This window comes from Ruminiclostridium josui JCM 17888 (genome assembly GCF_000526495.1).
Taxonomy (GTDB): Bacteria; Bacillota; Clostridia; order Acetivibrionales; family DSM-1351; genus Ruminiclostridium; species Ruminiclostridium josui.
In genome coordinates, this window is record NZ_JAGE01000001.1 from 162978 (window position 1) to 187513 (window position 24536).

Here is a 24536-nt window from a genome sequence, read left to right on the forward strand (position 1 = left end):
CATATTATAATGTAAAGTCAGACCCTAAAATCATAAACGATAAAAGACTTTGTCAACCCTAAAACCTTCTCCTCATAAATATTAGCGCTGGGAAAAAGTTTTTTTAACTCCTTTTTTGTGAGCAGCCGAATTGATTGTCCCAAGGCTTTCGCCTTATCTTTATCCGTTATTCTTTTATAAGGTCCCAAATTGAAGTGCGAGATAAGAAAAACTTTTATGCAAAGAGGTAAATACTGAAAAAATGGAAATATGAAATGAGGTTCTACCGGAAAGTGTTTATTAGGTGTCTGCAAAAAATACATTTTACCGACCCTTTGTACTTCCATCGCCATTTTCTTCTGTGCTTCAAAGTCACCTATATGCTCGATAACAGAATTTGAAAATGCTAAATCAAAGGTCTTATCCCCAAACTCAGACATATTAGTCGCATCTCCCAAAATACTTATAAAATTGTCCCTATTTGCCGCAGTTATCTTGAGATTTAATAATGTTACTGTACATCTGCTGATGAAATCAGGAGCCAAACAGTCCCAAAAAGCCTGTGTCCCACCAATGTCAATAATTTTTAACCCATTCGAATCATGACATACACCTTCAAGCAGCCTTTCAAGTAATTGCATCCTTTTTCTTCTCAGTTTGTAGGATATGGATTTTTGCGACTTAAAATCTAACTCTTTAACCAGTCTAGACATACTCTAAATCTCCTCTTCAAATAATTATAGCCCTTTCACACAGGGGCGCTTTTTTGCAATAATAATCAACTCATGCCCTTTTTTGTACCTGTCAAGGATGAGTCCATATGGCTTCAGAACAGGATAAAACAGGTAAGCGACTAAAAAGGAAATTTTATACACCATTCTTTTTATAAAGGAATTTCCTTTATTCTGTCTCTTTAAAAACTCTGAACTTCCTTTGTCACATAAATGGGTGCGAGACTTCAAAGAATATCTTTTCAACCTTGTGGCTAGAAACTGTATAAATGAAGTAAAAATATGATAAACATACTCCTTTGAATACACCCCGCCCATACTAAATCCTGATATTGAGAGAAGCTTTCCCAACACATCCTTCGAGTAAAAGAATAAGTGGTCTGCCTGAGCAAAATTGGGATGCTTGTATTTAAACAATTTATCAGTATGAGATTCAAGATTCGGGGTAATTATATATAGCAGTCCCCCAGGCTTCAAGTACTCATGGACCTGTTTGAGAAATTCCTTAGGGTATTGTATGTGCTCAATCAAATGAAACATGCAAATCACATCAAATTCTTCCTTATTATAATCGAAATCCTCAAGTCGGCCATACTTTACATTCAAGCCTTTTCCAAACGCATATTCCACATATACCTGGGATGCATCCAATCCTGAAACATCAAATCCTACATGTTGGGCAGTCTCCAAAAATTCACCTGTTGCACATCCGATTTCAAGCAACTTTCCCTGCTTCTTATATCTATTTAGGATATTCAGCCTATCTCTAGCCCTCTGTATATTTGATTTCTCCCTTCCCCGGATTTCAACGTCATTATACAGTCTGTCAGGCATATCTCCGATATGCTCCGCTAGTGAGTTCTCAAGACTCTTAAAAACCAGACTGCATTTTAAACACTTAAGCAAACTGAATCCGCTCTCACCATGCAAAAGTTGTAAATCATCTTTCCCGCATAATGGGCAGGTTGTTGTTTTCATCATAATTACCTCATCCAGATTTATTATTTGTGTGTCAATTCCTCCAGTATGGACTTATAAAAACTCAACTGTGCATCCCATGATAGTTCTTTTTCCGCATATGCTCTAGCCTGTTTTTTCAACTCGTTATATTCGTCCACCGGCTTATTTATTAAAAATTCAACTTTGTCCACAATATCTTCAATTCTGTCAGGTTCAACAATGAAGCATGCATTTTGTCTGTTTACAGGTATGAATTCTTCATAGCCTTTAATACCTACAATGCTTGGTACACCGCTTGCAAGAGCCTCTGCAAGTACAGTGGTAAATGCAGGAGGGTTTGTCATATTTGGAATCACAAGCAAATCTATTTTTGCCAAATATTCAGGTATGCTTTTGTTTTCTACATAACCGCTAAGTAGCATATTACTAGGAATAAGAGGCAAATATTTCTCTCGTTCGTGGGGACTAGTAAAATCTCCCACGGCAATAAACTTAAATATATCCTTATGTAAATAGTGTCTTGCTAACCCTACAAAAGAACCAAAACCTTTATTTTCCGCCAGTCTGCCAATATATCCAATAGAAAAGCATTTTCTCCTTTTTTCCTTCGTTAAGGAAAATTTAAATCTTTCCAAATCAATAGGTTTAGGCTTAACAATTATCCTTTGGGGAGAAATATTGTACTTATCTATAAGGCGTTGCTTTCCACCATGACTATATGTTACTATTCTAGCTACATTTCCGGCGATTATCTTCTCCAGTCTTCTGAAGAACATCATCTTACCACCGTCTCCACAATCTATCCATAAAACAGGAATTTTAAAAATCCTGCTTGCCATATAGTTCAAATAACTCCTAGGAGTCAATGTTGTATAATTCGATTCAATGATTACATCAGGCTTTATACGTATTAGTTTTAGTAAGTAGCCAATGGGCAGATTAAAAAAATTCGTGGATTCAACTTTCTTGAAATAGAATATTTTTTTATATAGTCTTATGCAGTTATAAAAGTAAAATCTCATATTTCGGGGGACATCCCCCAGTATGTTTTTGACGTTCCCTATGTCAAAATATTTTTGTCCAAAAAATTTCTCATCTGCATAACTATTGACTCTGGGACATAGAAATGTATACTTGTCATCATACCTCTCACACAGCAGGAAGCCTAGCTTCAAATCTTTATCGCCTCTGTACAATTCAATAAATTCATGAGAATCAAGAATTTTCATAGTCTCTCCTCAAATCTACATTTTAATTATTATCAAGGGTAACCTTCTTATCACTTTTTTTCATAAATAGTTCTTTAAAATATCCCGGTAAATTCACTCTAAATAGATAGCAAATTATTATATGTCCTAATATCAATATAGCGGTTTGAAATAAGACACTCTTCCCAAACAGCATAACTCCCATATCAACAACAACTATTGCAATTACTGTCGTAAGGTAATTTGATTTAAAATTGATATTGTTTTTAATAGAAGTGAAAAGAGAAGCACCCCAAACAATATAAATTCACTGATAAGAAACGCGACAGCACTCCCTATAGCACCATATTTTAGTGTTAAAGCTATAACCAATATTATTTTTTCAATCAGACAAATTAGATAATACTTATACATCATGCTCACTTTATTATTTGATATAAACAAAAAAGCCAGAAGAAATGATAGTGATGTAAAAACGAAGAACGGTATCATTGTTTTGTATATTAATGTTGCTCCTAAGAACTCTGAACCATATACCAACTTAATTATATAATCTGAAAAAATATACTGAACCATCTGAATAAAATTAAAGAACACAATAAAAACTATATAAATCCTATTAAATAGATTATTTGCTCCGTTATAATCGTTATTGTAATAGAGGTTTGTTAAAATCGGAAAAATCACCTGTATTAATCCGTTAGGAAGAAATTGCTGTATAAACAAAAGCTTTGTCACGCTGCTATACAATCCCATTTCAGCACTGTTCACAAAGCTCTTTACCAGTACTGAATCAACACGAAAGTATACTCCTCTTATAATTATAGGTATGGCAAAAACAATACAACTTTTAAATATGACCTTAAGATTTAAGGAGGGATGCTTCAACATTACCCTCGGCCCTCCAAAAATACTCCAAATAATATATGTCACTACAAACAGTATTAAAAGGGTGCTGATGGTGATTCCGGCACTTAATCCGTATATATTGTATGTAAGATAATAAAGTGCTAGGCCTAAACCTAGCCGTAGAAAGCTACTAAATATACTTATAAATGCATCTAGTGCGAACCTGCCGATAGCCCTTAACACATTTCGGAAAACATTTGTAAGGTTTTCAAATATAATTGAAACGAAAAGTATGATAACAACATTTCTGATACACTGAGAGTTTTCAAAATTGGTTACATAAATATAAAGTCCCACAAATGAAATAATTGAAACTAAGGCTTCAAATTCAATAACCTTCCATATATACACCGCATTCTTTTCTCTTTCTTCTGAAAGCTTTTTCAGTATAAAATTATTGGTGCCAAAGTCTACAAAGTTAATCAGCAGTAATCCAAGATTTATACCGTATATATATGCCCCATAACCGGCAACACCCAGTTTTCTAGCTACTATGGCATTCATTAAGAACAAAGCAGCTTTACTTACTATCTCTCCCACATAAAGAAATGTAGCACGGGTTATAACCTTTTTCTTACTTATTGTCATTAAAAATGTCTCTCCCTACCGACTCTATTTCTGTGCTTATATTGCTCCTTCCCACCCCCTCGTAATAAAAACCTGAAGCAATCACTTTTTTGGGGTCATATACATTTCTGAAATCAAAGAAATATTTGCCGTGCATATTTGCTTTCATACGCATGAGGTCCAGATTCCTGAAGCAATCCCACTCGGTAGCCAGAACAATTGCATCTGCGTCCCTGGCACACTCATATTCATCACTGCAATACTTTATCGTTTTATGTAAAGTTAGCTGTCTACGAACACTTTCTATTGCTATGGGGTCATATACTTTCACACTTGCACCTCTGTTTAGCAATTCTTTAATGATTCCAATGGAAGGCGATTCCCGAATGTCGTCAGTTCCGGGCTTGAATGAAAGACCAAGGACACCTATAACCTTATTGATTACACCGTGTAGTTTTCTTTCTATCTTATCTGTCATTATATTCTTCTGGTTATAATTCACTTCACAGACCGATTTGATAATTCTCATGTCCACTCTTGATTCTTCGCCCATTTTTATTAATGCACGTGTATCCTTTGGTAAGCAACTTCCCCCGTACCCCGGTCCGGGACGCAGGAAACGTTCGCCAATCCTTTTGTCCATTCCCATAGCCCTCGACACACCACATATATCTACTCCTATTTTGTCACATAGATTAGATATTTCGTTAATAAAGCTAATCTTTGTAGCAAGGAATGCATTTGATGCATATTTGATTAACTCAGCTGTTTCAAAATTGGTCAGTACAAATGGAACTTTCTCCTTTATGCATGATTCATAAATCCCTTTAAGTATTTTCTGTGCCTTTATGCTTCTGGTTCCTATTACAATACGGCTTGGATGCATAAAATCTCTTACAGCTGTTCCTTCTCCAAGGAATTCCGGATTGGCTACTACATCAAAGTCAAACCCATTCTTTAGCCTGTTCATCTTCTCACGAATCAAAGAAGAGAGCATCTTCGCAGTTCCTACCGGTACAGTACTTTTACTCACGATAACCTTATACCCATTAATATACTGTGCAAGTTCTCCTGCAACTGTTTTTACATGCTTCAAATCAGCCGAACCATCCTCCTGGGGAGGAGTTCCTACAGTTATAAAAATGACTTCGGCTCTCGTAACAGTTTCCTGTATATTTGTAGTAAACTTCAGTCTGGCAGCCTGATAATTTCTTTCAACTATCTCTTGAAGTCCCGGCTCATGAATTGGCAATATTCCTTCTCTCAAATTGGCAATCTTCTCCTCGTCCATATCCATGCAAGTAACATCCATTCCGCAATCTGATAGGCAAGCTCCTGTCACCAGCCCCACATACCCTGTCCCTATAATCGAAATTTTCATCAAAAGCCACTCTCCTTCAATAATTAAAATGCATTCCTGTCTCCAAGAAGCACCGGCATAGTCTTAATAATAATTTTCAAGTCATACCAAAAGTTTCTTTCTCTTATGTATTTAAGATCCAGCCTTATCATCCCATCAAAACCCAATTTATTTCTTCCACTAATCTGCCATATCCCTGTTAACCCAGGTTTGATGGACATCCTAAGATGGTGCCATATGTCATATTTTTCCACTTCTCGTATAAGTGGCGGCCTAGGCCCTACAAGACTCATTTCTCCCTTTATCACATTTACAAGCTGAGGCAATTCATCAATGCTGGTTTTTCTAAGTACTCTTCCTAACTTTGTAATCCTGGGGTCATCCTTGATTTTAAACATATGTCCTGACATCTGATTCCTTTGCTGAACCTCTTCTAAAAGCTGCTCTGCATTGTTAACCATTGTACGAAATTTATACATGTTAAATATTTTGCCCCTGAAACCCATTCTCTCTTGTTTAAAAATAGCAGGTCCGGGTGAATCCACCTTAATAGCAAAAGAGATAACTATAAACAATGGGAACAATACTATCAAAGCTATTGACGATATCACAATGTCGAACACTCTTTTTTCAATAACATATAAATAATTTTTATTTGTATATAGGGCTCCTTCATCAACAACTTCTTTAATTTTGTTTTGCAAAATATTCATTTTTAACTCCTTGGCTGTATTAAATAATTTTTGAGATTTTATTCTTATTACATTGAACTATAGACTCAGCATTATCACAAAACAACCTTTTCACGTACTCGTTTCCAGCCCATCTTTTCACAGTGTAATAGGCCCTTTCATACCATTCTGAATAATCCGAAGCAAAGTGTGCATTTGAGGCAATAAAATGTGCAGCCTTATTCTTTATAAGTTTTTTGGCCAGATACTTCGCACTGCTCCCATATACCCCCAATATGCTCGGAGCATCAATCTGAACTAGACATCCGCTATCAATCAAGCTTTCTATCAAGTTATAATTTTTGAAAAAAGCACAGCATCTTTCGGGGTGAGCTATGATTGGAATAATTCTATACTTTCTTAGTAGTTGTATTCTTTCAAATGTCTGAAGTGAGAATTCACTATATGGAATTTCTACAAGCATAAATCTCGTATTGTTCATGGTATAATTCACAAGTAGGTTCATATTTTCTTTACAGACAGATGTTATAAACACTTCAAATCCAATTTTGACAGAAATATTAAAGTTACTAGTTTTATTCTCAAGGTCAAAAAACTTTTGACATATGTCCTCATCATTATATTTAAATACATTGCCGTGTAAATGAAGTGTTGTAATTATCTCCTTTATACCGATTTTTTCCGCCTCACTTATCATCCTAATCGATTCACTGATTGTAGCCGGACCATCGTCAAGGCCATGAAGCAAATGACAATGTAAGTCAATCACCAGTTCTCCACCTACCCTTATTGGGCCTCACAAATTTTTGCCTTGTATATTTTCTAATATCTTTAATAGAATCAAAGTATGAAAATTCATTAAAATAATCATTATTCTTATCAAAATAGTCTGATGCCTTATTAAAGACCGCTCCAACAACCGTTGAACTCGCCTCCTCCAACTGCCGTTTCAAAGCCTTGGCCCTACTGCAATCAACTGAGTCTGGAGCAATTACAATGAGGCTACCGTCTGTTTTTGAAGCAATAATAGCCCCATCTATTACATTTCCAAGGCAAGGAGTGTCAACAAGTACAATGTCATAACTCTCCCTGACCTTCATCATGAACTCGGTAAACCTAAAAGAATCAAGTAACTCTGTCGGGTTGTGGGGTTTTCTTCCCGCAGGTACATATGACAGATTCTCAATGTTGGTTTTAAGAATTATCTCCTCGTAAGATATTTGCTCATAACTGAGATAGCTGGCAAGTCCTTCTGAATTATATCCGGCTAACCGTTTTAGTTCTAACGGCTTTCGCAAATCCGCATCCACAAGTAATACTCTTTTATTGTCTTTTGCAAAAGAAATTGCAAGGTTTATTGCAACAAATGTCTTCCCCTGCTTCGGAGCAAAGCCAACTATGGCAATGGCTATGCATTTACTGTTGAATGTATTGAATTTCACGTTTACCCTTAATGCTTTATATGCCTCCTCTATGGGTGGACTTTTTACATTGTATATCCTATTATATCTATTCCGTCTACTGCCACTCACCGTTTTCTTTTTAGACTTCGGTATCACTCCCAGAACTTTTACTTCCAGCAACTTTTCGATATCCTCTGTTGACTTTACTGTTTTATCTAATTCCTGTCTTAAATAGACGATGAGGAACCCCATTAGTAATCCTGTACATCCTCCGATAACAACATTCTTTTTGTGTTGGGGCTCAACCGGCTTGCTCCCTTCTTCAGCTTTATCAATAACAACAATATTTTGCTCTTTCATTATCTCTTGTATCTTTTCTTTAAAAACCTCGGTAAAGCTATTTGCAAGCTTTGCAGACGTTTTTGGTGAAACGCTCAACACCTCAATTTCAATTATCCTAGTATCACTTACAAGCTTTACTGTTACATCCTTGGCCAGTTCCTCAGGACTCATATTGTACAATTTAAGCTCTTCAATAACTTTTTCCGTCACTGATTTACTCCTAATAATTTCCTTGAATTCTTTTACCAACTGCTGCCCCGCCAATATATCAGCATATGTCTGTTGTATAGCAGAACTATTTACTTCATTTATAGCGATTATGGTTGCGGTTGCCTTGTATTGTGGAATATATGTTGTTAGAGAAATATACGCTGAAATCCCGCACCCTAATGAACCAAGCAGCAATATTATGCATATACCCTTTATAAAAAAATCAATTTTCATGGAAATGTTCATACCTTATCCTTCAGGACACCCTTATAAATCTCCTCGGTTTCATAGCTTATCCTATCCCAATCATATTGGGATAGGATATACTGCTCAGCCATCATCTTTTGTGCTGCTACTTCCTGTGGATGAGCATCTGTGTAAGCCAGAATATCGTACAGACTCTCTATATCTCCACTTATAAAGCTAAAACCTTTGTCTTCCAAAACTTCTAAGTTTTCATTAATATCACTTGCTATTACACACTGCCCGTAACTCATGGCCTCCAATAAGGCTATTGGCATCCCCTCAACTTCCGATGGTAAAACATAAGTATATGCATTGCTAAATAATTCACTAAGTTCCCTGCCTTCCACATGCCCGGTAAAAATTATGCCCTTATTATCTTCCACCAGAGTTTTTAAAAACTTTTCATACTCTTTAGAATGACTTGCTCCGCCTGCGACTACCAGTTTTTTATCTGTCTTAAGTCTCTTATAAGCCTGTATCAGATAGTGGGCTCCTTTTTCCGGAACTAGTCTGGATAGATAAAGAAAAAACCATCCTTTTCAAGGGAGTATCTTTCTTTAATAATTCCGGCTTTGGACTTCTGTACAATATTTACCCCATTAGGTATGTAGTGACAGTCCCTTGCATATTTTTTCTTTATGTAGTATTTCATTGTTTTTGATACAGCTATGGTCATATCCGGTACTTGGACTGCCATTCTTTCGCCTAGTTTTAAATACGTACTTGCAAAGGGCCCCCATTTATCTCTTTTCCAATCTAGTCCATGAATTGTACACACCACTTTTTTCCCTGCCAGTTTTGGTATAAAACACATTGTAGAAGGACCTACGCCATGAAAATGAATTATGTCAAATCCCCTTGTCAAACTATCAATAGAAGACAAGAATGTATGTACTATTGCATCAAGGTGTTTAGTATGAAAGGTTGGAATGCTTTTAAGAACCATACCTTCGAACTCCTTCACTTCTTTGTCGATATAATGAGGTCTTGTATAAACACACACCTCATGTCCCATTTTCACAAGACGCTTTCCTATCTCCTCTACATGTATCTCAATACCTCCTGCTCTTGACGGAACCCCCTTGAGTCCAATCATTGCAATCTTCATCTTAGTTACCAATTTCCTTTCTCCATTTGTTCTGCAATATCCACTTTATTGGAACAAGTATAGATTTTTTCATTGCAGGAGATGCACTACCAACCATCCAACAGTTCTTGTCACATTCTTTAACTGCCAACCTAACCTCCTTTGCCTTTTGACCAAACCATATTTCTTCAAATGATTGTTCTTTTATATTTCCCATAGACATATTCAGTCCATTACACGGCATAATATCGCCAAAAGGGTCCACAAAAAACACATCTTTACCCATTCCACAAGGCAAAAGCCTCTCATTTCCCCGGATAAAATTGACCAATCCTTCGTTGAAAAAGGCCCTAAACCAGCTTTTTGGTTTCTTGCTGGCTAGCATTCTTTTCTCCAATTTTCTTAACTCAGTTATCACTTCATCCTTGTTCTCTATTCTGTTATCATATTTGTGAAAATAAAAATTGTTGTGTACTGTAGCAGTTGCAAATTCCATCCCTAACTTCTCGGAAAGAGTATAAAGCTCATTCAAGTCTTTTGCATTTCTGTCGGATATGGTAATTCCAAAGCCTATATCTTTAAGACCCAACTCATGAAGCCGTAAAAGGGTTCTCAAACCATGGTCGAAACCGTCCTGTATCCCCCTCAACCTATCGTTGGAAGCCGGCAAACCTTCAATGCTCACCCTTACTCCTATACTTGGATATTTTTTGGCTATATCTACAATTTTGTCTGTAAAAAATCCATTTGTACTGATTACCAGCCTCCTAGTTTTCCTTGAAGCTACCGATATTATTTCTTCGATATACTCATGGGTAAAAGGTTCTCCACCTGTTATATTTACAAACTTTAATCCCGAGGGTAACTTATCTATATCTCTCGGAGTAATTTCATCCTCACTACGGCTCGGATATTTCCATGTATTACACATATAACACTTTGCATTGCACCTGTAAGTTACCGCAATCAATGCTTCCATAATACTCTCCTTTAATTACCACCGCAGCCGGCTAAGCTTTCATTATATATATTGGTGATTTCATCGCAATAAGCTTCCTTTGAATACATATTTATTATTTCTCTGCATCTTTCAGAAAATAAATTTATTAGCTCTCTGTTTTGATATAATGTATCTATCTTTACTGTTAAATCTTTTGTGTTCCCAGCTTCAAATAAGAGACCTGAATAATTATCCTTTACAAGTTCAGGTATCCCCCCAATATTTGAAGCAATAACCGGCGTGCCCAGCGTCTGTGACTCCAATATGGACATGGGACAGTTATCGTAATACTCAGAAGGATAAACTGTAAAAAGGCTCTCCTTTATGAGTATTTTTAGTTCCTGTCCAGTTTTAAAGCCTACATATATAATATTGTCATATCCTTTTATATCCATATCCATGGGACCGCTTCCTGCAAAAACAAATCTGATATGCTTCAGCTCTGACACTGCTTTCAACAAGCTTCTGATACCTTTTTCCTCTGAGATTCTCCCGAAGTATAATACATAATCTTGCTTTTTGTACCCACCATCAAACTCATTTCCAGTAGTAAAATTATGCAGAACCTTAAGCTTATGTGGTGCAATCCCAAATTGAGCAACTTTTGCAGCAATAAAACCACTAGGACAAATAAAAGTGCTGATATAATCATATGTTTTTTTCCAGTGGTACAAGTATCCTTCCATTGCCCCTATAATACTTTTCATCAATGAATTGTGTATACATTTTAACCTAATACAATTGACATATTTATATCCTTTGCATTTCTCACAAACCTCTCCTTTTCGTGAATTGTATAAGGTGTGCGCAGGACATAAAATGGCATAGTCATGCAAAGTCTGTACTATGGGTATTCTGTATTTCTTTATTTCATATATAATGGACGGAGTAATTTGAAAATTATAATTATTTAAATGCACAATGTGAGGCTTAAATTCTTTTATGAGTACGCCTATTTTTTTTCTTGCCTCAATAGAATATATAATTCTAAAAGGATAACTTAGATTCTTAATTGATTTTCTCCTGAAATCCATATTACCCACAAGCATATCTTTTGGCATATTGACTATGTTCTGTTGATCATACATGCCAAAGTAACAGATCTTGTTCCCCTTTTAACAAGATTGTCGGCAAGCTCAAACATATATGTTTCGCTTCCGCCTCTGGGATACAGAAATTTGTTTACCATTAATATTCTCATGCCTCTTTTTGCTCCCATGTACAATTTAGAATTTTTTCTATTTTTAAAATATAATGTAAAATTTTGTAACAATATATACTGTAATATAAACCAGGTTGAACTTACACTGTTGGATTCCACAGTTTATACTAATAGAAACAAGACACCATGGTATCACACAGTGTCTTGTTCGGATTTTTTGTTTTTGAATTTGCTATTCTTTCTTTTTCTATAAAGGTAAACCATGAAAGTTCCTATAAGTACTCCTAAACTATCAATTAAAACATCATAAACAGAAGAATTTCTATTGGGGATAAAAATCTGATGAATTTCATCTGAAACTGCATATAAGATACAAAAAGCTCCTGTCAAAAAAACCTTTTTGCATGAGTTTTTAAATACTATTGTTATTGTGCCGTACACGAGCAGGGTTAAAATAAAATATTCTGTGAAGTGTAAGATTTTTCTAAGCAAATAGTTTAATAACAAACTCTGGCTATATTCTAATTTTTGTCCGAGTTCGTTTTGATTTCTCCATTGAAAAGAAGTATGCCCTCCCGGCGTCATCAGAACGCCCGCATAACTACTTTTCGGCTGTAAGCTATCTCTCATGATGATGCCTGCTTTCGCCCACTCATGTGTATTATCCATTGAAACTACCCTTGTGGTTATTGTACAATCGTCTTCAACGGGAATATACGCAAATTGAAATTCATCTTCTCCTCTCCATATATCCTTACCAGATCCTTTAACTATAAATTCACCTTGCAAAAAACTCGTTGACCCTTTTAACTTAACCTTTCCAATATCCTTACTTTCATAATTTAAAAACCGAATACTATTTCTTCTACTAGTTACTTTTACATCTGAAAAAACAGCACCACATAATGCCTCAGTATTATGAGAAGTCACTGCCAATCCCATGTATATTTTTCTTGCCAGATTCAAGTCTATAGAATCTCCTATTTTCCACCACAATAGGCCATATGTAGAGTAGAATGCCGTAATTCTGCCATCTTTTCTAGTCAATTTAATGTACTTGCTATTAAAGGTTTGCTTTATGAGACTGCTAAATTTTCCGCTAATACTTGAAGTTATACTATTCGATTTTATACCATCTTGGTTAGACAATATAAATATCGTTGTTAAAACAAATATTAAAGCTGTAATATAAAACATCTTTAATATCTTTTTTACTGTCATACCATTCATTTCACATTTCCCCGACATCTCTCCAAATTATTCATATTTACAACAAGCCCCAGCAGTAACCATAGAAAAAAGGAATGTTAGTGCTACTCTAAAATTGTACCACATACCGGTAAAAAATTAGGCCACCTTAATCAAATTTCCTGTATGATTATGTTGACAGCATCATCGTACAGGAGGAAAGGATATGATTAAGATGGCACAATTAGAGGATATCAGAAAAATGTACTTCATGGAAGACCTAAGTATCAGGGAAATAAGCCGCAGAACTGGAATGCACAGGGATACGATCTCAAAATATATTTCCATGGATGAACCAAAACCGCCGAAATATAAGTTGACAAAAGAACGTAGCCATCCGGTATTAGGCCCATACATACCAATGATCAAGCAAATAATAGAAGACGATAAAACAAGGCATCGTAAGCAGCGTCACACAGGGACTAAAATATTTGAGACACTTAAAAAAGAAGGCTTCTTGGGCGGATACAATACTGTAATGGATTACCTGAGGAAGGAATACAGAAAGCAAAAGGAAGCTTTCCTGCCATTGGAGTTCGAACTGGGGGCCTATGCAGAAGTGGACTGGACAGAAGCATACTTTTATCTGAAAGGCAAAGAAACCAAGGCACATTTGTTTGTAATGAAGTTGAGAGGATCAGGCGGATTCTACGTAAGAGCATACCCTTTTGAGAAACAGGAAGCATTTTTTGATGGGCATATCAAATGCTTTGAGTTTATGAACGGTGTACCATACAAGATAGCATATGACAATCTAAAAACGGCAGTGAAGAAGATACTCGAAGGCAGCAACAGAGAAGAACAGGAGCAATTTATCGCCTTACGTACCCATTACCTTTATGAATCTTCATTCTGCCGGCCAGCAAAGGGAAGCGATAAAGGCGGTGTGGAGAATGCAGGCAAAGAGGCTGTGCGAAGGTTCTTCGTACCCTACCCTGAGGTTGATTCCTTTGAGGAGTTGAATGAATATCTGCACAACGAATGCATAAAGATTTTGGAAAGTAATCCGAAATGGGAGGCGGAAAGGGCTGCTTTGAGGCCATTACCGACAGTAAGGTTTGATGGCGCGAGGTATAAAGAAGCAAAGGTCAACCGCTATTCTATGGTACAGTTTGAAACTAACCGATACTCTGTTCCCACGATATATGTGGGAGAGAAAGTCACTGTTAAAGCTACAGCAGATGAAGTAAAAATACTATACAAAGGGACAATGATAGCAAGCCATCCAAGGATATACGGACGATACCAGGAGCAGATAAAGCTTGATCACTATCTGGAACTGCTGCTGCAAAAATCACGCGCCCTGGGCAACACAAAAGTATATAAACCTCAGATGCTGGCACCCGTTTATGAGCAGTATCGTCGAAGCTTAAATGCAAGAAGTCCGAGAGGCAACAGGGAATTCGTAAAGATACTTATGCTGCACAGGGATTACCCTACGGCACTGGTGACAGAAGCTATTGAAATAGCTATGGCATACAATGTATACAGTTATGACGGTTTATTTAACATATTAGGACAGCTGCTGGTCTCAGGCAATCCTAAGACGGCTCCTGTCAGCAAAGACAAGCTTCAGGGCATCCCCGAGGTTGTTGTAATACCTCCTGATCTCAGCAAATACAGCGCTCTCATGTCAGGAGGTGGGCAATAATGCCGGTCAATAAAATGCTTATTGAAACTTACTTGAAGAAGCTAAAAATGCCTCAGGTGGCAAAAACCTATGAATCCCTGGCAAGAGAAGCCGCAGACAACAATCTGGATTATGAAGAATATCTGCTGTGTGTGCTGGAGCAGGAAGTACACCAGCGGGAGAACAACCGGATTCAGAGAGGGATACGACAAGCGGGCTTCCCCGTAATCAAAACGATTGAAAGCTTTGACTTCCTTGCCATACCTTCTTTGAACAAACCACGGGTATTGAAACTCATGCAGGGAGAATATATCCGAAGAAGAGAAAATGTCATTTTGATAGGCAACTCCGGAGTAGGGAAAACCCATATTGCAACTGCGCTCGGTTACGAGGCTTGTCGGCAGGGTATGAAGGTCAAATTCTATACGGCAGCTGGTTTGATAAATGAATTGCTTGCAGCACAGCAGGAATATCGTCTTAACAAGTTAGAAAAGCAATGGCTGGCGCCGCAATTAGTGATCCTTGACGAATTGGGCTATGTGCCCTTCAATAAAGTCGGAGCTGAATTATTGTTCCAGTTCTGCTCCTCCCGATATGAGAGAGGCAGCCTGATCATAACTACAAACTTAGAATTTCCAAAATGGACGGAGGTGTTAGGCGATGAACAAATGACAGCTGCCCTGCTTGACCGCCTGACCCATAATGCACACATACTGAACATCAATGGTGAAAGCTACAGGTTTAAGCAGGCTCTTTCCAAGCAGGCAAATAATGACTGATTTTTTATGAAATGGTGGCCTGATTTTACTCCGGTAAGTGGCCTAAATTTTGATTGACATTAACAGAATAACTCGTAATCAACATATTAGGGCCAAAAAAATTAATAACAACAGTCCCCGCAATCAATCTCAATGCTAAGAGATTTAATTCTTTTGAAAAGTTGCTTATTTTCTGCGTATAGAAGTTATGGTAATACTTAAAAGCACTTACAAAGTAAATGAGAAAAATAGCTATACCAACTAGTCCCAACTCCATTAGCAGTTCAATCCAATACACATCACTTATATGATATATTCCTGAATACTCTACATTAAATAGCAAAAAATACCTCATATAAAGTTCATTATTGGTCATACTGTTTGCCAAGGCTGCAAAATTTCCAATTCCAAGGCCGAAAATTGTATATAAGTTAAATTCGTGCAAGAACTTTGGTAAGATATCTACAAATATCCTGAGCCGAGCTGTCTCAACACTAGTTTTTATGTAAGAATCGCTAAAAATCTGCAAAACCCTTTGCATTGGGGAGCCGAAATAGATATCTTGTACCATATTGTCTCTTGTCAACATTGCCGCCAGGCCTAATGCTGAAGTACTCGACGTAAAAAAAATTACAAAAAACCTTTTTTTAAGGATTAGCCCTACCAGCACTACTACCCCTAAACCTACCCACGCCTGTCTGGAATAAGTATATATCATATTGATTACAGCCAATATCATTATCACTATATTGCTTCTCTTTTTATATCCCCCCATCAGTAGTACTGAAATAAAAATAATTAAGAATATTCCATACCTGTCATATCTCTCGAGTAGTGAAAAAATAGCCTTACCATCAAAAACCATAATACTGCCCTCTCTGACCATATCTCCCAATTGGTAAGCTTTGGGTGTCAAAAAGGGATTCATAAATCGTGGTAATAGTATTTGCAACGTACCAATAGCCAATACGATTATACCGCTGAATTTAATATGCTTTATAATTCTTTTAGTACTGTCTTCTGTAAATTCAATGTTGGTCACAATAAAGTACAAAACAATGTATCTATATAATGTTCTAATACTAATAATAAATACTACCATATCAAATCTGTTAATGATTATTGTAGTCATAAACAAGTAAATGGGAAGCATTATCAGAAATACTTCATGTTTAAGTACTCTAAACCTTTTGTTTTCTTTAATACGGAGTACAATAAAATACCCAGCTAAACCGTATATAACTGCTTCCGAGATGTATTTAAATAATACGTTGTCAAAAACATATTTTGTTATTAGACTTTCAAAAATGACAAAGTATATAAGGAATATGATAACTTTTTCAGCTATTACTTGTATATTCAGGTTTTTTGGATTCAGCATAAATTTACTCACCTTATTGACTCCCATTAGGGTAGACACACAAGTCTACCCCTGGGATTGTATTTTTTAATGGCAGACCTGCGTGTTCTTGTAAAAGATTTATCGCTTTCAATGTATATGTTTATATCTTTTTTCTTTATTAAAACATACTATGTTTTATAACAGTATCATGCACTTTATCCATATACTATTAAAAACAACAGTGGTAATAAAGAACGCCCAATATTATCGTCCATGTGAGTAAAACGTTTTTTATGGAAAATCAATAAATAAGAAATGGATTATGCACTTAAGTGTTCAAAGTTCGATTTGGTCTATGGAGATTATATTAAATTTAAGAGCTTTAACCACAGCCTGAGTGCTACATTCTGCTTCCAATATTTTATACATATTAGTTTTATGATAGCTTATTGTACCAATATTAAGATTCATTTCCATGGCTATTGCCTTGTCGGTCAGCCCCATGGCAAGCAGCTTTAATAAAGTTATCTGACGGTCATTCAACTTAATATTTGGTTGGCAACATGGGGATTCTTTTGAAATATTTCTAAGTTCAGTTGCAATCTGATACGCTATTAATTCAGTAATGGCTATCAGTTCAGTTTTTATTGGATGTCCGGCAATAAAAAGTGCCAAACACCCCGATAATTTTCCTTTATAGTTTATTGGAGTAGAATAGCAATACCATTTTCTCAAAAAATCACAGTAATGATGATGGGGTAATATATAAACAGACTTTTCCAAACTTATAGCTAGATTAACCGCATTTGTACCACTTATACCTTCTTGAAACGACATTCCAGGCTGTATCAAAAATTTATCAGCATCCTTTTTCATCCCTTTGCTCATTTTCATGCTTAATAAAATACCTTCTCCATTAGTTAATATAAAAAAAGAAAGTCATCATTAATCATGTCTCTAATATTTTTAATACATCTTTTAAAAATTAATATAAACTCCTTACTGTCATTTAATATTTGCTGTAGGTAATTGGAGTTCATATCAATACCAGTTGGTGTGGCTTTAGTTGATAGACCCGAATCGATACATTTTTTCCATGAAAATAAAATTTCATCAAACGGTTGTAAATACTCCATAGTAATCCTCCTAAATAAAATTTGTAGCCAAGTATGTATTTATATAAAACGAAACCTTATACAGTCTTTTAGGGATAGTGATAAAAAGGTTTTGCTACCACTAAAAGTGACAAGGTTTCGGAACAAATTATATCATAAATTTGTTAATTTTCTTATTCATTCAATAAAAAGTAATTATTGTTACTAATTAGTCGATAAGATAGTTTTATGGGAGTACATTCCATCTCTAAGAATACATTGTAGCTTTTTGATTCTAGGTATTTGATGCAGAATTGTAAGAGGGGTTGAAGACATAAAGTATAATTGTGCAAGTAAATAGAAAGCCAATCACCTTTGAAGCAATTGGCTCTGTAAATGAAAATTCCAGTTTACTAATCTACCCCAATATTGACATAGAACCACTATTATAAACAACAAAAAAATACCAAACGTCTTAACCGCTTGGTATCTCTCATATGGTGCCGAAGGTCGGACTCGAACCGACATGGTATCGCTACCGCTGGATTTTGAGTCCAGTGCGTCTGCCAATTTCACCACTTCGGCATACATAACATCTGCTGCTTGTATATATTAACACAGAAAATAAAATAACGCAATACTAAAATACAAAAAACTAATAATTTTTAACGTGTTATTTAATACCGCATATTTTCTTTACAAGGTATTCTACATCTTCATTTTTCTTAAACTTATATGTTCCCGAAATAATTTTTCTGGTTGCCTTGTAAGTATGAATAGTATTGGTAAAATCTTTTTCGTTTGCTATGATTCCTTTATTAAGAAGTTGTTTCATTACATCGCTTGATGTATGACCATCTTCTATATTAATAACGATATTTCGTTCATTAGTATCTGTACTTGTGTTGTCCTTATTTGCAGTGCTTGTTTTTTCTGCAGCCTCATTTGAAGCCGGAGAAACAGTACTTACTCCCGGTGACTTTTCACTTGTTGTATCAGCAGCTGTACTATCTGTGGCTTCAGAATTATCTTTATCTAGTATTCTAACAGGTTCTATCAAGCCATAGGTCTTAGCACGGCTGATTATCTCTTCCTTGGTTAATTCCTTTTGTGTTTCTGTCCCGCTGGAATAAATCATACCAACTATTGCGGTTATAATCATTCCGATGCCGATTCCCAACAAAATACTTTTCTCGTGCACTTTTCTCATCTGTATACTCCTACTATGCAAATATCACTTCAAAATTGTAAAATTACACTATTTACTGCCGCTTAAACCACGTATAAGTCCAATTTCACCTTTTCCTATCTTCATTTTCTCTGCAATTTCATCATTACTTAAGCCCTGCTCAATTAATTGCAGTACTTGCTTTCTTCTGCTGTTAAGTACCAATTTTGAAGGCTTCTCATTTTCTTCTTTTGTATCAACTATTTCATTGGTTGAATCGTTTTGCTGTTTTTTACCGCTTTGCATATTCTTGTAGCTCTGGATATTTGATAACTTTTGAATATCCTGATTGATTTGCTGATTAATTTTATCCACTTCAGTTGAAAGCTCCTGGTCTAAAACAACCGGCTCCTCAATTTGTGTTTGCTCTTGAATTTTGCTAACAGACTTTTCTTCTGCTTTGTCTTGGTTATCCATTTCTTTAACTTTTTTGAAAAATTCCTGATTCTTTTCAGAAATCACTGTTACAACATAATCAGACATTCTGTTAAGTTCATGTATCATTTCTTCTGAATCCTGAATTAAACTGAACATCTCATCTTTTTTGCGATCAAATTCTTTAAAAAAGTCTTTACCGTTAGCCCTATCCATTAAAATCAGAAAAAGAGCTACTGCTACCAAAATAACTCCCAAGAATATTATAGTAACGTAAAATGCTCCCATATCCACCTCTAGAACTTATCCTTTGTTTTTATCAGACCCTAATGTCTATTGTGGGTCTGTCATCATCCTTATTTTGCCTTTTCTTTTTCTTTTCATTCTGCCTTGAATTATTTTTTTCTTGTTTTTCTTTAATACGATCGTTTTTCACATTTTCTCTGCTAACAACCTGTTTCAGATTATTGTCTATTTTCGTCTGATTGGCTGTTTGCTGCTGCTGCTGAATTGCTTGATTTTTATTAACGTCGTCGTTATAAATCTTTGATATTTCAGATGTCTTTGGAACTACCATCTGAAAGTCTATAGGTTTTATTGACAAAAAAACCGCCCCCCATGCCGGATTTATTTAACTAAACAATCCTTGGTAATAATTGTAATAAGCATATGGAAAGAGCATTAACTGATCTCTTATTACTTGTCAATAGGCCCAACACGTACATCTGCACCATCTCTGTACAAGGTACAGTATTGAAGAGGTTCCTTCACATACATCATACATGTTCCAATGGAAACCTTTACTCCGGGATAAATATAATTTAATGCACGAATCTTGCCATTGCCTTCCTGTTGTAACTTTTCATCCAGAAGTGCTACTTCATGTTTTACTTCCTCAATCTTTGATGATAAATACACTTTTGTCCGAACACTCTTTGTTAAAATCTCCTGCTTATCCGGAGTCAATGCACCCGCACTTTCCATCTTGCGTAATATTGTAATTGCTTGGTCTGCCTTTTTTATATCATTTTCCATTGAAATCAATTCTTCTCTTGCATTTTTATATCTTTCCCTTACAGAAGGATCCACACCTACTTCAACGTCTGTAGTTGTAGCCATATGTGAGCCTATAACCTTAGCAACTACAATGTTACCAACCTTACAGGTACCTCCCACCAGAAGTCCCTTGTTTCCAGTTAGCTCAAGCTTGTTTCCGCATTTTACATTACTGTGCATTATGGCTTCGGCCTGAATATTATTACTTGCTTCTATGTTACTGTATTCTATGTATCTTGCTACTATATCACCGCCGGCAATGAGTGTTCCTTTACCCATCCCCTGCATTCCCCGTCGTAATATAATATTCCCTCCGGCTTTAATTGTTGCACCTTCAACAACCCCAAATACTTCAACATTTCCGCCGGCTTCTACAGAGAATCCTGATAAAACATTACCCTTTATAATAACACTTCCTACAAAATTAACATTTCCTGTTGAATTATCTACATCAGCGGGAACTTCATGGTTTGTATAAACGCTTACTTTCGTAGCGTCCAGATATTCAACCTCTCCTGCAGTTGTTGCAATAAGGGTTTGTCCATCCTCAGATATTGCAACATTCTTTCCCCTTGGAAGAACCGCAGGTTTACCGTTTACAGCGGGTAAAACTCTACCTTTAACAGTTTTACCTTCTACACCTTTTATAGGGGGAACCAAAGAGCATAGTACCTGCCCCTCCTGAACCGACTGAATCAAATTCAACTCCCTATAATTTATCCTGCCGTCCTCCATTAAAGTAGGAGTTTTGCTAACATCAGTGTTAAAATGGTATGTAACCATACCGTTTTTACCATTTTGAGGTGCAATACCTTCCGCTACACAAAATGCTTCGTTGTACATTGGGCTTTCAACAAGATATTCTATAATATCTTCCTTGATTCCAAAAACTACTCTCTGACTTTCAAGAGCGCTAATAATATCTTCTTTTGTAATTGCTGAATTGTCTCCGGTGTTGTAAAGAGTTATATAAGCTTTTAGCTCGTCTGGTGAAACCGTTACTAAAATTTTCAAATCTTTTTGTTCTACCATATTTTCTCCTTTACGATTCAAGCATTATCTTATGCCTAAACAGCTTCCCTTTCATTCTAAGTAGTGCTTTTGTATGCAATTGGGAAATTCTTGATTCCGTTACATTCATTATAGCACTTATTTCCTTTAAAGTCAGTTCCTCAAAATAATAGAATGTAATTACCGCTTTTTCTTTTTCTGGTAACTTGTCTATAGAATCAGCAAGAAGCTGCTTCATTTCATTAAATTCCAAGGAAGCTTCCGGTTTATCTTCAGTACTTTCACTAAATATTTCAAGTCCTCTTTCATAATTTTGCTCCATAAACTCATCAAGAGACATCATTGAAGACACATTTACGTCATTTAATAATTTATAAAAATCGTCCATACCCAACCCCATTTTTTCAGCAACTTCCTTGTCGGTTGCAGTATGGCCTTTTTCATTTTCTATTTCAGCATATACTTTTTCCAGTTCCTTGTTTTTTTGCCTAAGCGATCTGGGAACCCAGTCCATATCACGTATACTATCTATAATTGAACCTCTTATTCTTAAAGAGGCATATGTTTCAAATTTAACACCCTTAGCGAGATCATATTTTTCTATTGCATCAATAAGCCCGAATGCACCGTATCCAACCAAATCATCAAATTCCACATTTGAACCAAAATATATACTTAGCCTTCCTGCAACATATTTTATAAGATATGCGTATTGTATTATTAACTTTTCTTTTGCAGCGGCATCTTTAGTTTCAATATATTGTTTCCATAGATGATTAACATTTTCGCTAAACATGTTGTCCTCCAATTAGTATCTTACTATAATTATCACTAAAGTTATTCTTTCATTTTAGTCCTCACTGCCTGTGATAAATCTAGTGGAGTAAAGCCATCGTCTAAGTCGCTGTCTGCGACTAAATCCAGGTTGTTACCTAAATGTTGTTCTTTGGCCAATTTTTCTTCCTTCTCTTTTTCTATTCTTAATTTTCCCTGCTCTTCCATTTCCTGCTTTTCTTTTTCTTCCTGTTCCTTCAGCTTGTTTTGCTCTTCTATAATGCCAGTAATAGTAGCTTTTAGCAAAGCACCTATAAGATAAAAAACTACCATTGCAATTATCATATATATACAAGTCTGATTCATGGTTTTATTAGTGCTAATACCAATTAATCCTGCTATAAAAGCTGCAAATAATGCAAATAGAAACGGTATTTTCATGATTGTCTCCATTCTTACACCTCAGTCGTAAAACAAAAATCATATGTTGCTATATTGCTCTATATTTGTTTTATTCCAAAACCGATTGTCTTTATCATTAGTCTTCCATCGTCAGAGTACAGTTCTATGGTACGTCCGTAATTTCCTCCCGTATCCTCAGATATAACGGGTATATTTAATAGTTTAAGTTTTTCCTTTGATGCAACCACATTTCTGTATCCTATTCTCATTAAATCTGAGCTTTGATTAAATACAAACATTTGGGCTCCACCGGCTAGTTTTGCTACTATTCTGTCTTTCCTTGCACCAAGTTTTATCATGTCATCTACTAATTTTACTATAGCCGTATCAGCAAACTTGGCAATGTTACTGTTATTTTTTGCTTGTTCACTGCTAGGCAGCATAACGTGTGCTAATCCGGCTACTTTTGATGTAGAATCATACAGGGCAACCCCCACACATGAACCAAGACCTAGTGTAGTTAACATACAAGGATGACGCGATGAATTAAGGTCAGCCATACCAACCTTTATAATTTCAATATCCATTATTCTATAACTCCCAATGCTCTTAATAGTACCTCGTATGATTCAACATCAGGTATCAGTAGAAAGTCTCCAAAAACCTTTGTAATGCCTTCACTAAACTCAGTCTCTATATATAATACTGAATCGCCGACCTTTCCAAACTCAATTGCCGGTACGCTTAGTATTGCACCTGCCATGTCTATAGCAAGTTCCGGTACAGAAGGCAATATTTTTAAGTTTGTCAAGCCAGCCAATGCTGATAGATATGATGCCGTTAGTATGTTACCGATTTCCTTTAATGCAGATAACTCCAACTCGTTAAAATCTAGATTAGTTTCATCATTGGAACCTAGTAATATATTTACCAGTTTTCTGGCAGCATTAATGTCCAAAATAAACATCATATTACCGGTTAAATCACCGGTTACATTAAGCAAGATTCCAACAACAAGTATTTCTTCACCACCAAGAATCTGACTAACCTTATCAAATCCCATTATTTTAACTTCTGGTACAGCCATATCCACTTTTTTGTCTATCATTTTAGCCAAAGAAGTTACTGCATTTCCTGCGCCGATATTTCCAATCTCTCTAAGCACATCCATCTGAATATTATTTAATTCATCAAAACTAATTGACATCACTCATACCCCTATTTTTATTTTTAATCAATTATATTTTAACAAGCTTATCGAAATTCAGAAGAGTCACAATTTCTCCATCAACCTTGCCAATTCCTAATATATAATCTGCTATAGTACTGTTCATTAAACTTGCAGCACTCTCAATAGAATCTCCAGTAAGTTGTATCGTTTGAAGTACTTGATCAACTATAACACCTATTGAAACTTCTTCAAGCTTTAAAATTATTATACGCGTTTCTTCCGTCTCTTCTGCTACAGGAAGATTAAATTTTAGTCTTAAATCCATTACAGGGATTATATCCCCTCTTAAATTTATAACCCCTTTAATATAAGGTGGCGTTTTAGGGACCCTTGTTATTGTTTTCATTCTGTCTATAGTTGTAATTTTAAGTGAGTCAATACCAAAACGCTCTTCTCCGAGACTAAATACAATAAACTGTTTTGATTCAAATTCTTGAAGTTGTACGTCAGCCATATTTATCTCCATTTCCGTCACAGACAAAAGTAGCTATATAATATAATCGCATACTTACTGTCTGTGCCATTATTTAT

General features: G+C 35.8%; 28 protein-coding genes and 1 tRNA gene. 2 read left to right on the forward strand and 27 right to left on the reverse strand.

Annotated features, from left to right (window positions below):
* Positions 1 to 17: 17 nt before the first annotated feature.
* The 14 genes from K412_RS0100770 to K412_RS21275 form a co-directional block, all read right to left on the reverse strand.
* Positions 18 to 692 (reverse strand): methyltransferase domain-containing protein, encoded by a 675-nt coding sequence (locus K412_RS0100770; RefSeq protein WP_024831333.1) that lies wholly within the window; start codon positions 690 to 692, stop codon positions 18 to 20.
* A gap of 24 nt (positions 693 to 716) precedes the next feature.
* Positions 717 to 1691 carry a class I SAM-dependent methyltransferase gene (locus K412_RS0100775; protein WP_081741709.1) on the reverse strand — a complete coding sequence of 325 codons (975 nt, stop codon included), beginning with the start codon at positions 1689 to 1691 and terminating at the stop codon, positions 717 to 719.
* A 20-nt stretch (positions 1692 to 1711) separates the two neighbouring features.
* A complete protein-coding gene (locus K412_RS0100780) occupies positions 1712 to 2899 on the reverse strand; it encodes a glycosyltransferase family 4 protein (protein WP_024831335.1) in 1188 nt (395 codons plus the stop codon).
* Between the two features lie 204 nt (positions 2900 to 3103).
* Positions 3104 to 4375, reverse strand: a complete 1272-nt coding sequence (locus tag K412_RS0100785; protein ID WP_024831336.1) for an oligosaccharide flippase family protein — start codon at positions 4373 to 4375, stop codon at positions 3104 to 3106.
* A complete protein-coding gene (locus tag K412_RS0100790; RefSeq protein WP_117385183.1) occupies positions 4362 to 5735 on the reverse strand; it encodes a UDP-glucose dehydrogenase family protein in 1374 nt (457 codons plus the stop codon). Before K412_RS0100790 ends, K412_RS0100785 begins: the two co-directional genes overlap by 14 nt.
* Positions 5736 to 5758: 23 nt before the next feature.
* On the reverse strand, positions 5759 to 6427 hold the full coding sequence (locus tag K412_RS0100795) for a sugar transferase (RefSeq protein WP_024831338.1): 669 nt from the start codon (positions 6425 to 6427) through the stop codon (positions 5759 to 5761).
* Between the two features lie 19 nt (positions 6428 to 6446).
* A complete protein-coding gene (locus tag K412_RS0100800) occupies positions 6447 to 7175 on the reverse strand; it encodes a tyrosine-protein phosphatase (protein WP_024831339.1) in 729 nt (242 codons plus the stop codon).
* Positions 7168 to 8607: a tyrosine-protein kinase domain-containing protein gene (locus K412_RS21255; protein WP_024831340.1), complete on the reverse strand. Its 1440-nt coding sequence runs from the start codon at positions 8605 to 8607 to the stop codon at positions 7168 to 7170. Before K412_RS21255 ends, K412_RS0100800 begins: the two co-directional genes overlap by 8 nt.
* Entirely contained in the window at positions 8604 to 9089 is a 486-nt protein-coding gene (locus K412_RS21260) for a glycosyltransferase family 4 protein (protein WP_340139731.1), read from the reverse strand. Before K412_RS21260 ends, K412_RS21255 begins: the two co-directional genes overlap by 4 nt.
* Before the next feature lie 23 nt (positions 9090 to 9112).
* Positions 9113 to 9727: a glycosyltransferase family 4 protein gene (locus tag K412_RS21265; protein ID WP_051461003.1), complete on the reverse strand. Its 615-nt coding sequence runs from the start codon at positions 9725 to 9727 to the stop codon at positions 9113 to 9115.
* The gene (locus K412_RS0100815) at positions 9717 to 10673 is read right to left on the reverse strand and encodes a radical SAM protein (RefSeq protein WP_024831341.1); all 957 of its coding nucleotides are present in this window, start codon (positions 10671 to 10673) and stop codon (positions 9717 to 9719) included. Before K412_RS0100815 ends, K412_RS21265 begins: the two co-directional genes overlap by 11 nt.
* An 11-nt stretch (positions 10674 to 10684) precedes the next feature.
* Positions 10685 to 11755, reverse strand: coding sequence for a glycosyltransferase family 4 protein (locus tag K412_RS20245; RefSeq protein ID WP_159413150.1), 1071 nt, complete (start codon positions 11753 to 11755; stop codon positions 10685 to 10687).
* A gap of 5 nt (positions 11756 to 11760) precedes the next feature.
* Positions 11761 to 11895 carry a hypothetical protein gene (locus K412_RS22865; protein ID WP_278244528.1) on the reverse strand — a complete coding sequence of 45 codons (135 nt, stop codon included), beginning with the start codon at positions 11893 to 11895 and terminating at the stop codon, positions 11761 to 11763.
* Between the two features lie 153 nt (positions 11896 to 12048).
* Entirely contained in the window at positions 12049 to 13086 is a 1038-nt protein-coding gene (locus K412_RS21275) for a VanZ family protein (protein WP_024831342.1), read from the reverse strand.
* 184 nt (positions 13087 to 13270) lie between these two features.
* Between K412_RS21275 and istA the strand changes: the two genes are divergently transcribed.
* Complete coding sequence (gene istA, locus K412_RS0100830; RefSeq protein ID WP_024831343.1) at positions 13271 to 14755, forward strand: IS21 family transposase; 1485 nt, start codon at positions 13271 to 13273, stop codon at positions 14753 to 14755.
* A complete protein-coding gene (istB, locus tag K412_RS0100835) occupies positions 14755 to 15513 on the forward strand; it encodes an IS21-like element ISCth9 family helper ATPase IstB (protein ID WP_024831344.1) in 759 nt (252 codons plus the stop codon). The genes istA and istB overlap by 1 nt, the downstream gene beginning before the upstream one ends.
* Positions 15514 to 15538: 25 nt before the next feature.
* Here istB and K412_RS0100840 read toward each other — a convergent pair whose 3' ends face one another.
* The 13 genes from K412_RS0100840 to K412_RS0100900 form a co-directional block, all read right to left on the reverse strand.
* Positions 15539 to 16885: an O-antigen ligase family protein gene (locus K412_RS0100840; protein WP_034847028.1), complete on the reverse strand. Its 1347-nt coding sequence runs from the start codon at positions 16883 to 16885 to the stop codon at positions 15539 to 15541.
* Between the two features lie 285 nt (positions 16886 to 17170).
* Positions 17171 to 17728, reverse strand: a complete 558-nt coding sequence (locus K412_RS0100845; RefSeq protein WP_051461006.1) for a helix-turn-helix domain-containing protein — start codon at positions 17726 to 17728, stop codon at positions 17171 to 17173.
* 26 nt (positions 17729 to 17754) lie between these two features.
* The gene (locus K412_RS0100850; protein WP_024831347.1) at positions 17755 to 17970 is read right to left on the reverse strand and encodes a hypothetical protein; all 216 of its coding nucleotides are present in this window, start codon (positions 17968 to 17970) and stop codon (positions 17755 to 17757) included.
* Positions 17971 to 18426: 456 nt separating this feature from the next.
* Positions 18427 to 18513 (reverse strand) — tRNA-Leu (locus K412_RS0100855).
* An 88-nt stretch (positions 18514 to 18601) separates the two neighbouring features.
* The gene (locus tag K412_RS0100860) at positions 18602 to 19138 is read right to left on the reverse strand and encodes an ABC transporter substrate-binding protein (RefSeq protein WP_024831348.1); all 537 of its coding nucleotides are present in this window, start codon (positions 19136 to 19138) and stop codon (positions 18602 to 18604) included.
* A 48-nt stretch (positions 19139 to 19186) separates the two neighbouring features.
* Entirely contained in the window at positions 19187 to 19819 is a 633-nt protein-coding gene (locus K412_RS0100865) for a DUF6115 domain-containing protein (protein WP_024831349.1), read from the reverse strand.
* Positions 19820 to 19850: 31 nt separating this feature from the next.
* Entirely contained in the window at positions 19851 to 20135 is a 285-nt protein-coding gene (locus tag K412_RS0100870; RefSeq protein ID WP_024831350.1) for a hypothetical protein, read from the reverse strand.
* A gap of 92 nt (positions 20136 to 20227) precedes the next feature.
* Positions 20228 to 21619 (reverse strand): DUF342 domain-containing protein, encoded by a 1392-nt coding sequence (locus K412_RS0100875; RefSeq protein WP_024831351.1) that lies wholly within the window; start codon positions 21617 to 21619, stop codon positions 20228 to 20230.
* Positions 21620 to 21629: 10 nt separating this feature from the next.
* On the reverse strand, positions 21630 to 22394 hold the full coding sequence (locus K412_RS0100880; protein WP_024831352.1) for a FliA/WhiG family RNA polymerase sigma factor: 765 nt from the start codon (positions 22392 to 22394) through the stop codon (positions 21630 to 21632).
* A gap of 41 nt (positions 22395 to 22435) precedes the next feature.
* A complete protein-coding gene (locus tag K412_RS0100885) occupies positions 22436 to 22825 on the reverse strand; it encodes a hypothetical protein (RefSeq protein ID WP_024831353.1) in 390 nt (129 codons plus the stop codon).
* Between the two features lie 47 nt (positions 22826 to 22872).
* Positions 22873 to 23361 carry a chemotaxis protein CheD gene (locus K412_RS0100890; protein ID WP_024831354.1) on the reverse strand — a complete coding sequence of 163 codons (489 nt, stop codon included), beginning with the start codon at positions 23359 to 23361 and terminating at the stop codon, positions 22873 to 22875.
* Positions 23361 to 23981 carry a chemotaxis protein CheC gene (locus tag K412_RS0100895; RefSeq protein ID WP_024831355.1) on the reverse strand — a complete coding sequence of 207 codons (621 nt, stop codon included), beginning with the start codon at positions 23979 to 23981 and terminating at the stop codon, positions 23361 to 23363. The genes K412_RS0100890 and K412_RS0100895 overlap by 1 nt, the downstream gene beginning before the upstream one ends.
* 31 nt (positions 23982 to 24012) lie before the next feature.
* Complete coding sequence (locus tag K412_RS0100900) at positions 24013 to 24459, reverse strand: chemotaxis protein CheW (protein WP_024831356.1); 447 nt, start codon at positions 24457 to 24459, stop codon at positions 24013 to 24015.
* Positions 24460 to 24536 lie beyond the last annotated feature (77 nt).

What these genes read in the sequence shown, in the direction of transcription:
- K412_RS0100770 (WP_024831333.1), bottom strand. Translation starts at nt 692, where the DNA reads ATGTCTAGACTGGTTAAAGAGTTAGATTTTAAGTCGCAAAAATCCATA.
- K412_RS0100775 (WP_081741709.1), bottom strand. Translation starts at nt 1,691, where the DNA reads ATGATGAAAACAACAACCTGCCCATTATGCGGGAAAGATGATTTACAA.
- K412_RS0100780 (WP_024831335.1), bottom strand. Translation starts at nt 2,899, where the DNA reads ATGAAAATTCTTGATTCTCATGAATTTATTGAATTGTACAGAGGCGAT.
- K412_RS0100785 (WP_024831336.1), bottom strand. Translation starts at nt 4,375, where the DNA reads ATGACAATAAGTAAGAAAAAGGTTATAACCCGTGCTACATTTCTTTAT.
- K412_RS0100790 (WP_117385183.1), bottom strand. Translation starts at nt 5,735, where the DNA reads ATGAAAATTTCGATTATAGGGACAGGGTATGTGGGGCTGGTGACAGGA.
- K412_RS0100795 (WP_024831338.1), bottom strand. Translation starts at nt 6,427, where the DNA reads ATGAATATTTTGCAAAACAAAATTAAAGAAGTTGTTGATGAAGGAGCC.
- K412_RS21255 (WP_024831340.1), bottom strand. Translation starts at nt 8,607, where the DNA reads ATGAACATTTCCATGAAAATTGATTTTTTTATAAAGGGTATATGCATA.
- K412_RS0100815 (WP_024831341.1), bottom strand. Translation starts at nt 10,673, where the DNA reads ATGGAAGCATTGATTGCGGTAACTTACAGGTGCAATGCAAAGTGTTAT.
- K412_RS20245 (WP_159413150.1), bottom strand. Translation starts at nt 11,755, where the DNA reads ATGCCAAAAGATATGCTTGTGGGTAATATGGATTTCAGGAGAAAATCA.
- K412_RS22865 (WP_278244528.1), bottom strand. Translation starts at nt 11,895, where the DNA reads ATGAGAATATTAATGGTAAACAAATTTCTGTATCCCAGAGGCGGAAGC.
- K412_RS21275 (WP_024831342.1), bottom strand. Translation starts at nt 13,086, where the DNA reads ATGAATGGTATGACAGTAAAAAAGATATTAAAGATGTTTTATATTACA.
- istA (WP_024831343.1), top strand. Translation starts at nt 13,271, where the DNA reads ATGATTAAGATGGCACAATTAGAGGATATCAGAAAAATGTACTTCATG.
- istB (WP_024831344.1), top strand. Translation starts at nt 14,755, where the DNA reads ATGCCGGTCAATAAAATGCTTATTGAAACTTACTTGAAGAAGCTAAAA.
- K412_RS0100845 (WP_051461006.1), bottom strand. Translation starts at nt 17,728, where the DNA reads ATGAAAATGAGCAAAGGGATGAAAAAGGATGCTGATAAATTTTTGATA.
- K412_RS0100850 (WP_024831347.1), bottom strand. Translation starts at nt 17,970, where the DNA reads ATGGAGTATTTACAACCGTTTGATGAAATTTTATTTTCATGGAAAAAA.
- K412_RS0100860 (WP_024831348.1), bottom strand. Translation starts at nt 19,138, where the DNA reads ATGAGAAAAGTGCACGAGAAAAGTATTTTGTTGGGAATCGGCATCGGA.
- K412_RS0100865 (WP_024831349.1), bottom strand. Translation starts at nt 19,819, where the DNA reads ATGGGAGCATTTTACGTTACTATAATATTCTTGGGAGTTATTTTGGTA.
- K412_RS0100875 (WP_024831351.1), bottom strand. Translation starts at nt 21,619, where the DNA reads ATGGTAGAACAAAAAGATTTGAAAATTTTAGTAACGGTTTCACCAGAC.
- K412_RS0100880 (WP_024831352.1), bottom strand. Translation starts at nt 22,394, where the DNA reads ATGTTTAGCGAAAATGTTAATCATCTATGGAAACAATATATTGAAACT.
- K412_RS0100885 (WP_024831353.1), bottom strand. Translation starts at nt 22,825, where the DNA reads ATGGAGACAATCATGAAAATACCGTTTCTATTTGCATTATTTGCAGCT.
- K412_RS0100890 (WP_024831354.1), bottom strand. Translation starts at nt 23,361, where the DNA reads ATGGATATTGAAATTATAAAGGTTGGTATGGCTGACCTTAATTCATCG.
- K412_RS0100895 (WP_024831355.1), bottom strand. Translation starts at nt 23,981, where the DNA reads ATGTCAATTAGTTTTGATGAATTAAATAATATTCAGATGGATGTGCTT.
- K412_RS0100900 (WP_024831356.1), bottom strand. Translation starts at nt 24,459, where the DNA reads ATGGCTGACGTACAACTTCAAGAATTTGAATCAAAACAGTTTATTGTA.